The 14,333-nt window shown below is 63.0% G+C and carries 13 protein-coding genes; 7 read left to right on the forward strand and 6 right to left on the reverse strand.

Annotated features, from left to right (window positions below):
- Nucleotide 1 precedes the first annotated feature (1 nt).
- From J5N58_RS21905 to J5N58_RS21925, 5 genes are all read right to left on the reverse strand, one after another.
- On the reverse strand, nucleotides 2-1,033 hold the full coding sequence (locus J5N58_RS21905; protein WP_112831248.1) for a 2,5-dihydroxypyridine 5,6-dioxygenase NicX family protein: 1,032 nt from the start codon (nucleotides 1,031-1,033) through the stop codon (nucleotides 2-4).
- 13 nt (nucleotides 1,034-1,046) lie between these two features.
- Entirely contained in the window at nucleotides 1,047-1,844 is a 798-nt protein-coding gene (locus J5N58_RS21910; RefSeq protein ID WP_113340430.1) for an alpha/beta fold hydrolase, read from the reverse strand.
- 10 nt (nucleotides 1,845-1,854) lie between these two features.
- Nucleotides 1,855-2,604: a maleate cis-trans isomerase family protein gene (locus J5N58_RS21915; RefSeq protein WP_425314483.1), complete on the reverse strand. Its 750-nt coding sequence runs from the start codon at nucleotides 2,602-2,604 to the stop codon at nucleotides 1,855-1,857.
- A 92-nt stretch (nucleotides 2,605-2,696) separates the two neighbouring features.
- Complete coding sequence (locus J5N58_RS21920) at nucleotides 2,697-3,392, reverse strand: TetR/AcrR family transcriptional regulator (protein ID WP_244713069.1); 696 nt, start codon at nucleotides 3,390-3,392, stop codon at nucleotides 2,697-2,699.
- A gap of 70 nt (nucleotides 3,393-3,462) precedes the next feature.
- Nucleotides 3,463-3,891: a MarR family winged helix-turn-helix transcriptional regulator gene (locus J5N58_RS21925; RefSeq protein ID WP_112831251.1), complete on the reverse strand. Its 429-nt coding sequence runs from the start codon at nucleotides 3,889-3,891 to the stop codon at nucleotides 3,463-3,465.
- Nucleotides 3,892-4,141: 250 nt separating this feature from the next.
- On the opposite strand from J5N58_RS21925, the gene J5N58_RS21930 reads away from it, so the two are divergent.
- From J5N58_RS21930 to J5N58_RS21940, 3 genes are all read left to right on the forward strand, one after another.
- Nucleotides 4,142-4,630, forward strand: coding sequence for a (2Fe-2S)-binding protein (locus tag J5N58_RS21930; RefSeq protein ID WP_244713071.1), 489 nt, complete (start codon nucleotides 4,142-4,144; stop codon nucleotides 4,628-4,630).
- The gene (locus J5N58_RS21935) at nucleotides 4,623-8,039 is read left to right on the forward strand and encodes a molybdopterin cofactor-binding domain-containing protein (protein ID WP_244713073.1); all 3,417 of its coding nucleotides are present in this window, start codon (nucleotides 4,623-4,625) and stop codon (nucleotides 8,037-8,039) included. The genes J5N58_RS21930 and J5N58_RS21935 overlap by 8 nt, the downstream gene beginning before the upstream one ends.
- Nucleotides 8,040-8,124: 85 nt before the next feature.
- Complete coding sequence (locus J5N58_RS21940; RefSeq protein WP_112831254.1) at nucleotides 8,125-9,270, forward strand: FAD-dependent monooxygenase; 1,146 nt, start codon at nucleotides 8,125-8,127, stop codon at nucleotides 9,268-9,270.
- 68 nt (nucleotides 9,271-9,338) lie between these two features.
- Here J5N58_RS21940 and J5N58_RS21945 read toward each other — a convergent pair whose 3' ends face one another.
- Nucleotides 9,339-10,358, reverse strand: a complete 1,020-nt coding sequence (locus tag J5N58_RS21945) for a LacI family DNA-binding transcriptional regulator (protein ID WP_113457212.1) — start codon at nucleotides 10,356-10,358, stop codon at nucleotides 9,339-9,341.
- A 197-nt stretch (nucleotides 10,359-10,555) separates the two neighbouring features.
- Here J5N58_RS21945 and J5N58_RS21950 point away from each other — a divergent pair, with 197 nt between their 5' ends.
- From J5N58_RS21950 to J5N58_RS21965, 4 genes are read left to right on the forward strand one after another with little or no spacing between them, the layout of a single operon-like run.
- On the forward strand, nucleotides 10,556-11,599 hold the full coding sequence (locus tag J5N58_RS21950; RefSeq protein ID WP_244713075.1) for an ABC transporter substrate-binding protein: 1,044 nt from the start codon (nucleotides 10,556-10,558) through the stop codon (nucleotides 11,597-11,599).
- The gene (locus J5N58_RS21955; RefSeq protein ID WP_244713077.1) at nucleotides 11,596-12,666 is read left to right on the forward strand and encodes an ABC transporter ATP-binding protein; all 1,071 of its coding nucleotides are present in this window, start codon (nucleotides 11,596-11,598) and stop codon (nucleotides 12,664-12,666) included. Before J5N58_RS21950 ends, J5N58_RS21955 begins: the two co-directional genes overlap by 4 nt.
- Nucleotides 12,663-13,532 carry an ABC transporter permease gene (locus tag J5N58_RS21960; protein ID WP_113443869.1) on the forward strand — a complete coding sequence of 290 codons (870 nt, stop codon included), beginning with the start codon at nucleotides 12,663-12,665 and terminating at the stop codon, nucleotides 13,530-13,532. The genes J5N58_RS21955 and J5N58_RS21960 overlap by 4 nt, the downstream gene beginning before the upstream one ends.
- Nucleotides 13,525-14,325 carry an ABC transporter permease gene (locus J5N58_RS21965; RefSeq protein WP_113443870.1) on the forward strand — a complete coding sequence of 267 codons (801 nt, stop codon included), beginning with the start codon at nucleotides 13,525-13,527 and terminating at the stop codon, nucleotides 14,323-14,325. The genes J5N58_RS21960 and J5N58_RS21965 overlap by 8 nt, the downstream gene beginning before the upstream one ends.
- Nucleotides 14,326-14,333 lie beyond the last annotated feature (8 nt).

A 14,333-nucleotide genomic window follows, 5' to 3' on the forward strand; every position in this document is an offset into this window, starting at 1 on the left:
GTCAGGCCCTTGCCATCTGGATGTCCTTCACGACGATGTCGCCATCGATCACCACCGCCTCGTCGTCAAGGAAGAGCGAGCAGCCACGCATGGGGATGTCGAGATGGCAGGCGGTGTCGTTTGGCCCACCGAGTTCGTTGTTCGGGCCGGTGGAGAACATGACATTGCCGTAGAAGCTGCGCGGTTCCATGCCCATGCCGCCGGGGAAGGCACCGGGTACCAGATTGTGCCACTTCGCGTTCGGATTCATGCCCCAGCCGACATGGCTCATGCCCATGCCGCGCGGATCGTTGAAGGCCGCCATGTAGGACTTCACCAGCTCCGCATCGAGGCCGCCGCGGATGTCGGTCACCCAGCCCTTCTCGATAGTGTAGATGATCGGTTCGCGGACATAGATGTTCTGCGGCAGGAGGATGTCACCGGTCGCGACGACGATCTGGCCGTCAACGCCGTCGTCATCACCGCCGGTGAAGACGAAGCCGGAGGGCCAATGGTCCCATCGGCCCGGCTCGTCCGTGCAGGCATATTCGGTCACGGTCGGATAGGTGTTGAGCTTGTAGGTGACATCGGTGCCATGCGGCGAAGTGATGCGCATGACCTTGGCCTTGGCGAGCATCTCGCCGGCAATCTCGACCTTCTCCCGGATCTCCTTCGTCGGCAACATGCGCGCGAGCAGTTCCGGCGGCTCGACGGCGGTCAGGATGCGGGTTCCGGCCGCCTGGATCGCCATCTGCTCCGGCGAGAAGAGAAGGAAGATGCAGTCGATCAGCATGTCGCAGGCCTTCAGGGCCTCGACCGCGTCCGGCATGGCAGCGAGACCGGTAACGCCGACGTTCCAGCCGCCGACCGGAAGCGGCGCAGGCAGACGCATGTGATACATGCTGGCGCCGAGACGCTGGCCCGCCGCCATGAAGGCGTCGGCATAGTCTAGGCGATCATTGCCCTGGGTGAGTACAATCAGTTTCTCGCCTTCGCGAACACCAGACATCTTCAACTGGTGCAGGCAGATTTCGGTAAAGCTCGCGTGGTCCATGGCTCGGTGCCTTTCAGTTCGTCGGGCGGATGGGATGGAAATCGAGGGTAGCGGAGAGGAACCCCTCAAGGTCGTCCCAGGGGATCATGTGGCCAGCTTTTTCGACAATCCGCACCTCGATGTCTGGCATCAGTCGGCGGATTTCATCGATGTCGGATGCGCCAATCACCGTCGCGCCACCCGCAACGACGAGGCGCGCCGGCGTCGTAACCTGGGCGATATCGGCATGGATGTCGTCGACGTGGAAACCGTCAAAGGCGGTGCGGATCGCATCCAGCTGGCAGGTATGCAACCACTCTGCGCGCAAGTCGTTCTGCTCATCGGTCCAGGTCGGACAGAAGCGGCGCATGTCTGCACCTGAACAGCCTTTCTGTGCCATCAGGATGGAATCTTCGTACCAGGCCCACGCGGCGGGATAAGGCCGCCGCCCGGGTCCCGACACCGGAGGATCGACGAGTATCAGCCCGGAGAAGCTTTCGGGCGCCATGCGTGCGGCACGGATAGCGGTGCGTGCACCCATGGAGTGGCCGAGGACGACCGGTGTTCCAAGACCCGCAGCCGTGACCAAAGCGACGACATCCGCCGCCATGGCGTCAAGCGAGTAATCGAGGTCGCCGGCCTGGCTCAGGCCACGGCCACGTACATCCAGCACATGCACGTCATAGGACCGCGCCAGCCGTTCGGCGACGAAACCCCAGGTGATTGCCGGCGACGTGATGCCCGGCACCAGCAGCATGGCCGGACCATCGCCGGCAAAATGCAACAGGTGATGGCGGATGCCGTTAGCTTGGATATTGTATCCGCGGACCATGGGGGTCTCCTCAATAGGCGCCAGAGAGCAGCGTGCCGCCGCCAGGAACGCGGGTGTCGAGCTTCAGCGCCTTCAGCATCTGCCAGGTGGTTGCGATCGCTGCGGTCACGACGGGCTTTCCTGTGACCGCTTCGGCCATCGGCACGGCCGGCAGCGAAGGCATTTGAACGCAGGCCGAGAGCACGACCGCATCAACGTCATCGGTCTTCATACCGCGAACGATATCCGGCAGCTTCATCGGGTCATGAGCAGCCACGGCAAGATTGTCGGGGATTTCCAGTGCGCGCCAGTCCGCAACCTCGATTCCTTCGTTGCGGATATAGGCGACGACCAGTTCGGTCAGCGGCTTCATGTAAGGGGCAACCAGTGCTACGCGCCTGGCGCCGATCGCCTTCAGTCCCTCGACGAGTGCGCCGGCAGAGGTGACGACAGGCGCCGGATTGCCATTGGTGACGGTCACGCCCTGCAGGCGCGACTGGCTCTGACAATGGTAGCCGAGGCCCATCGCCATGATCGCGACCAGACAGGCATATCCCATGACGTCGACACGAGCATCGGAAAGCTCCAGCGCGCAGCGGTCGCTGTCGGCGTCCATGGCGGCCAGTTCCTCTTTGGTGACATGCTTCATGCGCATGCGGGCCGAGTGGAAGGTAAAGCGCTCGGGCGAGACTTGCTCGCGAAACCGGAGCAGCGCGGGGATCTCGGTTTCCATCGTGATGTTCGAACTGGGCACGATGAGACCAATGCGGTGGCTTCCCATGGGGGCTCCTTCAATCTGATCTGGAGACATTAATTATTCAAATGAATAATTTCAAGCACAATTTTTCCGCAGAGCTAAATTCTGTGCAAACACTAGAGGGGAGCGCGCAGGCCGGCGGCCAGGAAGCGAACGAGCTGGTCCAGCATTTCATCCTTGCCTAATGAGGTGAGATGCCCTTCAGTCAGGTCGCCAATGCGTCCAAGATCGTTCAACATGAAGAGATATGCGCCGACCAGAAAGGCCATGCGCACACTGATGATGTCCTTCGGCAGGTGGGGCAGCACTTCTGAAAGCGCGGCAATGTAGCGCTTGACGGAAGCGTCGTAGACTTCGCGGCGTAAACGCAGGGCGTGCTCCTCCGGCTCAGCATGCAGTCGCGCCTGCATGGCGACAAAGGCCGCTCCGTTGGCACTTGAGTATTTCATGTCCCACTGCGGCTTGAGATAGGCGTAGACAATCTCTTCCACGCTCGGATTCTTGTTTCTCTCCAGCAGTCGGTCGAGATTGACATGTCGGTGACCGGCCAGAACGCCGCCGCGCCGTCGGAAGCACTCATCGAAGAGTTCAGCCTTCGAGCCGAAATAATAACGGATGAGCCCCTGGTTGACGCCGGCGCGGGCGGCGATGTCCCGCAAATTGGCACCCTCGAACCCGGCCTCGGCAAATGAAAGTTCCGCATGGTCGAGGATTCGGTCGCGCAGATCTGCCGCATCGCTGGAACCATCTGCTTTCGATGGCCTTCCGACACCTCGCGTTCCTGCTCTGCTCTTTGTTTCCTTTTCGACCACGCTCTACCTCAACATCAACCGGTGGCGGATCGGGGTAATCCGTCACTTTTTTACTCAGATGGATAATAATCTATGTCAGTCGCTTGAGGAGTTTCAGGAACTGTTCCTGCTCGCCCGGCGTCAAAGGAGCAAGTGTCGTCTGGCTGATTTTGTGCATTTCCGGCAGCACCGAATCGAGCAGCCTGCGACCGGCATCCGTAATGAACAGGGTGTAGCGCCTCCGATCTTCTCTATCCTTCTCGACATGGATTAGTTCCCGCAACAGGAGACGTTCAACGACGCCCTTTGTGGTTGCCGCATCCATGCCCACCAGGCGCCCGAGCGCATTTTGCGAAATGGGCTCGGATGCTTCGCGAAGCCTATAGAGCGTGGAAAATTGCGGCGGGGTCAGCCCGCCTGTCATCTTCTCGGTGAATAGAGCCATGTGTCGCTGGTACGCAAGTCGCAGCAGGAAGCCAACCTGGTCATCGAGAATGTAGTGGTCGGTCCGCTCGGTCATAGCTCATTCCTGGCATGTTCTCAGGACTGAACTGCAACACGCATTCGGCATGCGTCAAGAAAAGAATGGTTCGCCCGAGCCAATTGATCCCCCATCTGTAGGGAAAGATGCGCGCTTAAAAATCCCGCAGAATCAAAACCTGCCTCGCTTTCGCGCAAAAAAATCAAACTCCAGGCTCAAATTCATTTGCCTACAAACAAATTTTCTGCTGAATTCCTGACAAGGGTCAAGAAAAAACCCAGAGGGAATCATGACGAACACGCTTGAGCTGACCGTGAATGGGTCAGTATGCCTTGTGTCCGATCCAGGTGAGCGGACTTTGCTCGACGTCATGCGCGACGTGCTCGGCCTTAAGGGCGCCAAATACGGATGCGGCATGGCGCAATGCGGCGCCTGCACCGTGCTCGTCGACGGCAATCCCGCCAGGGCTTGCGTCCTCCGGGCAAAACGGGTGACCGGGCGAGCGATCACGACGATCGAGGGTCTCGCCGATCCGGACACGGGCCGCCTGTCCCCGGTGCAACAAGCCTTCCTCGAGTGCGAGGGTGCGCAATGCGGCTATTGCCTGAACGGCATGGTGATGAGCGCGACGGCTCTCCTTGACCGCAATCCCACGCCATCGCGCGAGGAAATCCGCATCGCACTCAGCCACAACCTCTGTCGCTGCGGAACGCATCTGGAAATCATAGCTTCGGTCGAGCGGGCCGTCGAACTCTTGCGGGAGGGGCGGCATGACTGACATGCAGCAACCCGGAAGCCTGATCGTCGAGGAGACGCGCCCTGCGGGGCCTGCGATCTTCCTCAGGCTCGACCAGGAGGGCATCGCAACCGGCTACAACGGTCACGTCGATCTCGGCACGGGAATCGAGACCGCACTCGCCCAGATCGTTGCGGAAGAGCTCGACCTGCCTCTCTCGGCCGTGTGCATGGTACTCGGCGACACCGCGCTTACGCCGGACCAGGGGCCGACCATCGCCTCGGAGACGATCCAGGTCGCGGCGGTTCCTCTGCGACTGGCTGCGGCCCAGGCGCGTCGGTTTCTCGTCTCGGAGGCCGCGCGGCGCTTCAATGGGCCGATGACCGAGATGGTGACGGTCGAGGGTGTCGTTCGCTGGGCCGAGAGGGCCTGCACCTATGCGGAACTGATCGCCGGCGAGACCATCAGGCTCGAACTCGATCCCGCGACCCCGGTCAAGGAGCCTGCGGAGTACCGGGTGGTCGGCCAGAGGACCGGCCGCCGAGACCTCACCGACAAGCTCCGAGGTACGCATACCTACATACAGGACGTCGATGTCGCCGGCATGCTGCATGGCCATGTGGTACGCCCACCCTATTCGGGGCGAGACAGCGGCGCCTTCATCGGTCACAGCCTTCTTGGCTACGACGAAACCGCCGTGCAGAACATGCCGGGTTTCGTCCAGATCGTTCGTGAGGGCGACTTCCTTGGTGTCGTCGCCATGCGGGCCGATCAGGCCAGGGCGATCGCCGAGGCCCTGCCGACACAATGGCAGATGCCACCCGAGATCCCGGACCTCTCCGATCTGCGCCGAAGCCTGAAGGATCACCCCTCGACCCCGCGCAGCCTCGACCGGTCGGGCGACTTTGCCCGGGCGATCGACGACTGCGACGTCGCCCGGCAGCGCACTTATGTCTGGCCCTATCACGAGCACGGCTCGATCGGCCCATCCTGCGCCGTCGCCGACTGGAACGGTGGCGCACCGATCGTCTGGTCGGGCACGCAGAACCCGCACATGCTGCGCGGCGATCTCGCCGTGCTCACGGGGCTGCTGGCCGAGGCGATCGAGATCCGCCGCTACCAGGCGGCCGGCTGCTACGGACGCAACTGCGCCGACGACGTGTGCGGCGATGCGCTGATCCTTTCCCGGGCGGTCGGCCAACCGGTCCGGGTTCAGTTGACCCGTGCCCAGGAACACCTGTGGGAACCCAAGGGTGCCGCCCAACTTATGGAAGTGCAGGGAGGCATCAAGGACGGCGACCTGCATGCCTATGCGATCGACACCTGGTATCCCTCGAACCGGGGGCCGAACCTCGCGCTTCTGCTGACCGGCCGGGTCAGCCCGGAACCCCGAGCCTCCGATATGGGCGACCGGACGATCATTCCTCCCTATCGGGTGCCGCACAAACGGATCACGGTGCACGACATGGCGCCGATTGTCCGGGCCGCCTGGATGCGCGGCGTTTCGGCGCTTCCCAATACCTTCGCACACGAAAGCTTCATCGACGAGATGGCATATGAGGCAGGCGAGGACCCGGTCGCCTTTCGTCTGCGCCATCTCGACAATCCGCGTGAGGCGGACCTCGTCCGCCGCACGGCGGCGCATGCCGGCTGGGAGGAGCGAAACGGCCCGAGGCTTCGACGCGAGGGGCGTATGGCCTTCGGCCAGGGTTTCGCCTTCGCTACCTATGTGCACGGCACTTTTCCGGGAACGGCAGCGGCATCGGCGGCCTGGGTGGTGGACGTCGCCGTCGATACCGAGACCGGCGAGGTGACCCTGTCGCGGGTGGTGATCGGCCAAGACCAGGGTCTGGTGATCAATCCCGACGGCGTGCGCCAGCAGATCCACGGCAACGCGATCCAGACGGCGAGCCGCGTGCTCACCGAAGAGGTTACCTTCAGCGAGATCGCGCCCCTCCCGCAGAGCTGGGCGACCTATCCAATCCAGTCTTTCCCGGCCGTGCCCGAGATCGAAACCATGCTCATCGAACGCCCGGGCGATCCACCGCTCGGGGTAGGAGAGAGCGCCGCCGTGCCGAGTGCCGCGGCGATCGCCAACGCCATCTTTGACGCGACAGGTGTGCGGATGCGCGAGGTTCCCTTCACGCCGGAACGGGTTCGGGCCGGCCTGATCGCGAGCGGCGCCCGGATGCTGGTCGCCGGACCCGACGCGCGCGATCGCAAGCCGAAGGCGACTGCGTTCAAGCGGCTCCTTGGCTATGGCAGCCTGCTCGGAGGCCTGCTGACGCTCGGAGCCGTATCCCTTCCGCTGCATCGCGCGATCGCGCCGGCGGCGGCGCCCTCGGCCGACACCTTCTCGCAGGTCACGCTCGACAGGGGGCGACAGGTGTTCGCACTCGGCAACTGCGCGACCTGCCATACGGCGGTGGGTGGCATGGCGAATGCAGGCGGACGGGCGATCGAGACCCCCTTCGGCACGATCTGGAGCACCAATCTCACGCCGGATCCGGAGACAGGGCTCGGTCGATGGAGTTTTGAGGCCTTCGAGCGGGCCATGCGGCAGGGCATCAGCCGTGACGGGCACAATCTCTATCCGGCATTCCCTTATACCTCGTTCGCGAAGATCAGCGGCGAGGACATGCTGGCGCTCTATGCCTATCTTCAGACGCTGACGCCCGTGCGACAGGAGGCACCGAAGGCGCAGATGATCGCGCCCACGAATCTTAGACCGGCGCTGGCCGCCTGGAACCTCCTCTACCACGATGCCCGGCCCTTTGAAGCAAATCCGGTGCAAGACGATGTCTGGAACCGGGGCAAGTATCTCGTCGAAGCCGCCGGGCATTGCTCGGCCTGCCACGCGCCGCGCAATGCCGCCGGGGCGGAGATGAAACAGCTGACCGGCGCCATGATCAAGGGCTGGTATGCGCCGGCACTCGAGGGTGCCGAGGCCGGCGGGCGCGGATGGACGGAGGCCTCGCTCTTCGCCTATCTGCGGCACGGCCATTCGGACACCGCGACGGCCTCGGGTCCTATGGCGGAAATCGCCGCCGGTCTCACGGCGCTGCCAGACGACGACATCCGCGCCATGGCTCGCTATCTCGCGTCCGGCATCGATAGCCCTACAACGGCACGAAGTGTGGCGGCCACGGTACGCCCCGTGCCTCAATCCGACAGAGCGAGCCGGATCTACGAGGCGGCCTGCGGCGTCTGCCACGAGCCTGCGATCGACGGTACGGTGACGGCGGCGCGGACATCGCTTTCGCAATCGGCGGTGCTGCGCGCGCCGGTTCCTGATGCACTCTACACGGTGCTTGACGAGGGGCTGACGGCGCCGGACGGGCTCGATCTCAGGGACATGCCGTCGTTCAAGACAGAATTCAGCGCCGGCGACCGGCAAGCGCTGGCTCGCTATCTGCGCCAACGCTTCGCCCCCGACCTTCCGCCCTGGTGACAGCGACCGCATCTGGCGCGCGCCCGGTAGGCGCAGCCATGTCCATAATTATTTGTAGACAAACAGTTCTCAGAAAGGAGACAGGATGAGTACTTCCATCGAGACAGTCGAAATCGCGGTGATCGGTGCCGGCCTTGGCGGAGCTGCGGCGGCGGCATTGCTGTCGCAGGCCGGGTTCGACGTGCATTCCTTCGAGCAAGCCCCGGCCTTCTCCCGTATCGGTGCTGGCATCCATCTCGGCCCTAACGTTATGAAGATCTTCCGGAAGATCGGGCTGGAAAAGCGACTGGAGGAAATCGGTGCGCATCCCGACTTCTGGTTCTCGCGCGATGGCAACACCGGCGAATACTTCTCGCGCATCCAGCTCGGCGATTATGCCCGCCGGGAATACGGGGCATCCTATGTCACCATCCATCGGGGTGACATGCACGCCGAACAGATTGCTGCTCTTGACAAGGACCGCGTTCACTTCGCGCACCGCCTGGTTGGCATTGAGGAGCGCGACCGGGATGTTCTGCTAACCTTCGACAACGGACGCCGAATTGCGGCAACCTTGGTTGTCGGAGCCGATGGCATCAACTCGATGATCCGCGAAATGCTGCTGGGACCTGAAAAACCACGCTTCTCAGGTTGGGTCGGGCACCGCGCTATCCTCAACATGGACAAGTTGCGCGCGTCGGGTCTGGAATTCGAAACCTGTGTCAAATGGTGGTGGGAAGCCTCTCGGCACATCATGGCCTATGCCACGAAAGGCAACGGTCAGGAATACTATTATGTGACCGGAGTACCGGTGGATGGTTGGGAGCACGATGCGAGCTTCGTCGACAGCTCCCGCGAGGAGATGGAAGCCATTTTCGGAGGATCGCATCCCGTAGTCCAGGCGCTGATCGACGCCACGGAAACGGTGACGAAGTGGCCATTCTGGAACCGGGATCCGCTGAACCTGTGGAGCCGAGGCAGGCTGGTCATGCTCGGCGATGCCTGCCACCCGATGCGCCCGCACATGGCACAGGGCGCCTGCATGGCGATCGAGGATGCTGCGATCCTTACACGCTGCCTGGAAGAGAGCGGTGTTGCCGGCTATACCGACGCGTTCTCGGTCTACGAAGCGACCCGGCGCGAACGCGCGACCAAGGTGCAGACGATCTCGAACGCCAATACCTGGCTGAAGCAGCCGGAGGACCCGGCCTGGGTCTATGCTTACGACGCTTTGACGGCACCGCTAGGCTGACCGGCAAGCTTGCCAGCGCGCAGGCCCGCTCGGCACCAGCTGACCGGCGCTCGGGCCTCGGCCCGGCGTCAGACCCCAGCCATGTGCTCGACCTTGCCTTCGACGACCTGCTGTATGCGTGGTGCGTCCGGTGCCTCGATCTGGCGGATCAGGCCCTCGACAAGGCTGCGCCCGATCGCGACCATGTCGACGACATGGGCGATCAGGGGAACGGAGAGATAGCGGCACATATGGGTGCTATCGCGCACCACGATGTGGAAGTCGCGGCCGACGACCAGCCCCTTGCGGCGGGTCGCCCCAAGGGCGCCAAGCAGTCCCAGCTCGTTGGCGCAGACGAGGCCGGTCGGCGGATCGGGCATGTCCAGCAACCGGGAAATCCAGCCTTCGCTGGCTTCCATGGTGAAATCCTCTTGGCCGATCATCTGCGGATCGATCGCCTTGCCCGCCGCATCCATTGCCTTCGTGTAGCCCGCGAGACGGGCCGCACTGTATTGGTCATCGCGGGTGAGCAGCTGCAGCGCAATGCGGCGGCATCCCTTGTCGAGCAGCATGCGTGTCGCATCGAAGGCTATTCCCTCATTGTCGACGTCGACGAAGGCATAGTCGAGCGCGCTGCCGGTGCGACCGAAGGCGATAAAGGGGATGCCGCGCTCGAGAAGGTAGGGGATGCGCGGATCGTTGGAAACCATACGCGTGATGACGATCCCGTCCGCCCCGCCTAGCTGGATCAGGCGGGCAAGGTTTTCCTGCGGATCCTCTTCCGGCGTAGTCGAATAGACCGACAGGCTGTAACCGCTTTCCCGCGCGGCGAGCGTCATGCCCTCGATCAGGGGCAGCTTGGCAATGTCAGAGAGGTAGTCGCGGGTTTCCATCGGCAGGATGGCGGTCAGCGTTCGCGTGAGACCCGTGCGCAAGGCCCGACCATGCAGGTTTGGCACGTAACCGGCGGCATTCGCAGCCGCCTTCACTCGCTCGATGGTGTCCGGATGGACCTCGGGACCATCTTTGAGCGCTCTCGAAACCGTGGTCACTGACAGGCCCAGTTCAGTCGCGATCTGCCTCAAATTGGGTCTGGAATTCAATGCCATGCTCGCGGTTTGCCCTGTTTGTTTCGACAATGGGACACAGTGCCCTTTCCTCCAGCGGATTGGAAGTGGGCAGTTTCGCTCTGCAAGATTCTGCTTGACGAAATGCAAATATCTCGCAATCGTAACGTTACGATTTAGAAAAATAGGGCGTTAAGGCCAAAAATCGTCATTCGAGGGTGAACAAAGGAGACTGACCCATGATTCGTATTCTAGGCCTTTCCGTGGCCGCAATCGCGATCGCTGCCGCCAGCCCGCTGGCCGCACAGACACTGACCATCACGACGGCCGGCGGCGACTACGGCGCTGCCATGAAAGAGGCCATGTGGGGACCCGCTGCGACCGAACTCGGCATCGAGGTGCGCGAGGAAACCCAGAGCGACGGCTTCGCCGCCCTCAAGATGCAAGTGACCTCCGGTGCGGTGACTACCGATGTCATCCATCTGGGATCGCCCGAAGGTGCTCAGGCTGCCGCCCAGGGCCTGCTTGAGCCGCTCGACTATTCGATTATCGATCCGAAGTCGCTGCCGGCCGGCGCGGAATCGGCCTACTGCTACCCCTTCAGTTCCTATGGCACCGTCATGGCTTGGAACACCAAGACGATCGGTGACAACCCCCCGGCAAACTGGGCCGAGTTCTGGGACGTGAAGGCCTTCCCTGGCACACGTGCGCTACGCGCCAATGCCCAGGATCTGATCGAAATCGCGCTGCTGTCGGAAGGTGTCGCCCCGAGCGAGGTCTATACCGTACTCGACAGCCCCGAGGGCCTGAAGCGCGCCATCGACCGGTTGGCAGTCCTCAAGCCGAATGTCTCGGTCTGGTGGACCTCGGGTGCGCAGTCGGCGCAGATCCTGAAGGACGGCGAAGCGGACCTCGTCGTTACCTGGAACGGCCGGGCGGAAAGCGTCAAGGCAGATGGCGGCGCCGCAAACTACAGCTTCAAGGGCTCGGTGATCGGCACGGACTGCCTTGCAGTGCCGAAGGGCTCCGCGAACAAGGACGCCGCGATGAAGCTTATCGCTGCCATGACCAAGCCGGAGCGTGGTGCCAAGCTCACCGACTACATTGCCTATGGCCCGGTGAACCCCAAAGCATATGAAGGCGGCTTGATCCCGGCAGAACGGTTGCAGCTCTTGGCGACTGCGCCCGGGAATGTCGAAACCTCGGTCTTTTCCAAAGCCGACTGGTGGGTGAAGAACGGCGATGCGGCCCAGGCCGCCTTCGACGAGATGATGAACCGATGACGCATCCGGGAGCCGCTTTCACCATGGCCATCACCTCGCTTCCCATCACCACCGATCGCGTCCGGAAATCCTTCGGCACCTATGTGGCGCTGAATGACGTCTCCCTGGAGATCGCGGCGGGCGAATTCCTGACTCTGCTCGGGCCCTCGGGCTCCGGCAAGACGACGCTATTGATGGCGCTTGCGGGTTTTGTCCGTCCCGATAGCGGCTCCCTCGTCATCGGCGGCCGGGATGTCACCCGGCTGTCGCCCGACAAGCGGGACATCGGCATCGTGTTCCAGAACTACGCACTGTTTCCGCATATGAGTGTGATCGCAAACGTCGAGTACCCGCTGATCCTGCGCAAGGTAGCGAAGGCGGAGGCCCGTACGCGGGCGCTCGCCGCCCTGGCACGGGTGAAGCTCGAGGGTTACGGCGACCGAAACATTGCCGCCCTCTCCGGCGGGCAGCGGCAGCGCGTGGCACTCGCCCGCGCGATCGTCTTTGAGCCGCGTGTCATGCTGATGGACGAGCCGCTTTCGGCGCTCGACAAGAACCTGCGCGAACACATGCAGTTCGAGATCCGGCGTCTGCATGACGATCTCGGCATCACCACCATTTACGTCACCCACGACCAGCGCGAGGCGCTGACCATGTCGGACAGGATCGCCGTCATGGATGCCGGCGAGATCCAGCAGATCGCCACCCCCTCGGAGATCTACCATCGTCCGAATACGCGCTTCGTTGCGGAGTTCATGGGCGAGGCGAACATCCTGCCGGCCGATCTGCTGAGACGTGACGGCGGCGAGACGATCCTGGGGATGGCGATGATCCGCGCCGAGAGCTTTCACCTCGACCCCGCCGAAATCGCCGGGAGCAAGGTAGCCGTGACCGGCACCCTCGCTGGCAAGGCTTTCCGCGGCGAGAACTGGCTCCTCAACCTGAAGACGGCGAGCGGCGGCGACGTAATGCTGAGCGTGCCAGCGACCCGCTCGGCCGGTTGCGCCGAGTTCCAGCCCGGCCAGGAACTCACCGCATTTGCTGCGATGGCGCATGTGCACAGCCTGCCGGAAGGCACCGCCCCATGAGTGCCGAGGCCTATCTAAAGGATGCCCGGCGTGAACGGCGCTTCTACCTGTCGCTGGCGCTGCCGGCACTCGTTCTGGTGGGGCTAGCAGCCCTACTTCCGGTCGCCTGGATCCTACGGCAGTCCTTCCTCGACCTCGGTGGAAACTTCACCACGGCCAATTACGGAAAGATCCTGTCCAGCGGGCTCACCTGGTCGGCACTCGGCACGACGCTCGCGCTGTCGGGGACGACGCTTGTTCTGTGCATGATCCTCGGCATACCGCTGGCGCTCACGCTCGCAAGCACCAGCACCCGGATCGCCAATCGGGTGCTGATCCTGATTATGCTGCCGCTCTGGACCTCGATACTGGTTCGGACCTATGGTTGGCTGGTCCTCTTGCGCAAGGACGGTCTGGTGAATTCGGCGCTGCAGAGCCTTGGCCTCACTGAGGCCCCGCTGCCCCTCGTCTACAATTTCAACGGCACCCTGATCGGCATGGTACACTACATGCTGCCGCTCTTCGTGCTGCCGGTCTATGCTGCCATGCGCGACATCGACTGCAATATCATCCGGGCTGCGGCCAGCATGGGTGCAAGCCTCTGGCACTGCGTACGCACGGTCATCCTGCCGCTCTCGGCCGGTGGCATCCTGTCGGGCTCGACGATCGTCTTCATTTACACGCTCGGCTTTTTCATCACGCCGGCGGTGCTGGGCGGCGGCAAGGTCAATCCGATCTCGATCCGCATCGACCGCACGCTTTCGACCTTCCAGGACTGGGGTTCGGCGAGCGCGCTCGGCGTGCTGCTCCTCGTCCTGGTGCTCCTGACCGGCGCCATGCTGTTTGCCGTGCGCTGGTTCCTCAACCGGGGGACGCGCCATGCTTGATGCCTATCAGGACAATCGGCTCAGCAAGATTTTGCTCTGGGGCTTCTCCGCCCTGGTCCTGCTCTTCCTGATGCTGCCCACGCTCATTGTGGTGCCTCTGTCGTTCTCCGCATCGGATCTGCTTGAATTTCCGCCCCGGGAATGGTCGCTGCGCTGGTACGAAACCTTCTTCACCTCTACCGGCTGGATGGCGGCACTGCGTACCAGCCTGATCCTCGGCGTGCTGACGGCGGCAATCGCCGTACCGGTGAGCTTTCTCGCCTGCTTCGCGCTCAATCGGCTCGGCGGGCGGACAGCCGCCGGCGTCTATGCACTGCTGCTCTCGCCATCTGTGACACCCGGCATTCTGCTCGCAATTGGGCTGTTCTTCGTGCTAGCGAAGCTGGGTCTCGTCGGCACGCTGACCGGGGTGCTGGCCGGGCATGTGGTCCTCGCCATTCCGGTCGCGGTCATCGTGCTCTATCCCGCGCTCAACCGTTTCGACTGGGCCCAGGCGCAGGCCGCGCGCAGTCTCGGCGCGAGCTGGTTCCGGACCATGGGCGGCATCATCCTGCCGCAACTCGGACTGAGCCTCACGACCGCCGCGCTCATGGCCTTCCTCACCTCGCTCGACGAGGCGGTCATCTCGATTTTCGTCGCTAACGGCCCGAGCAGCACGCTGCCGAAGCTGATGTTCATTTCGCTGCGCGACCAGATCGACCCGACGATTGCCGCCATTTCCACCCTTTGGACCGTGTTGATTTCCGGTGTGGTCCTTTTCTTCAATTTGCGCGACCGCGGCCAGACCGCGTGAAAGACATG

The sequence above is a fragment of the Paenirhizobium cremeum genome (assembly GCF_022884085.1).
GTDB lineage: Bacteria > Pseudomonadota > Alphaproteobacteria > Rhizobiales > Rhizobiaceae > Allorhizobium > Allorhizobium cremeum.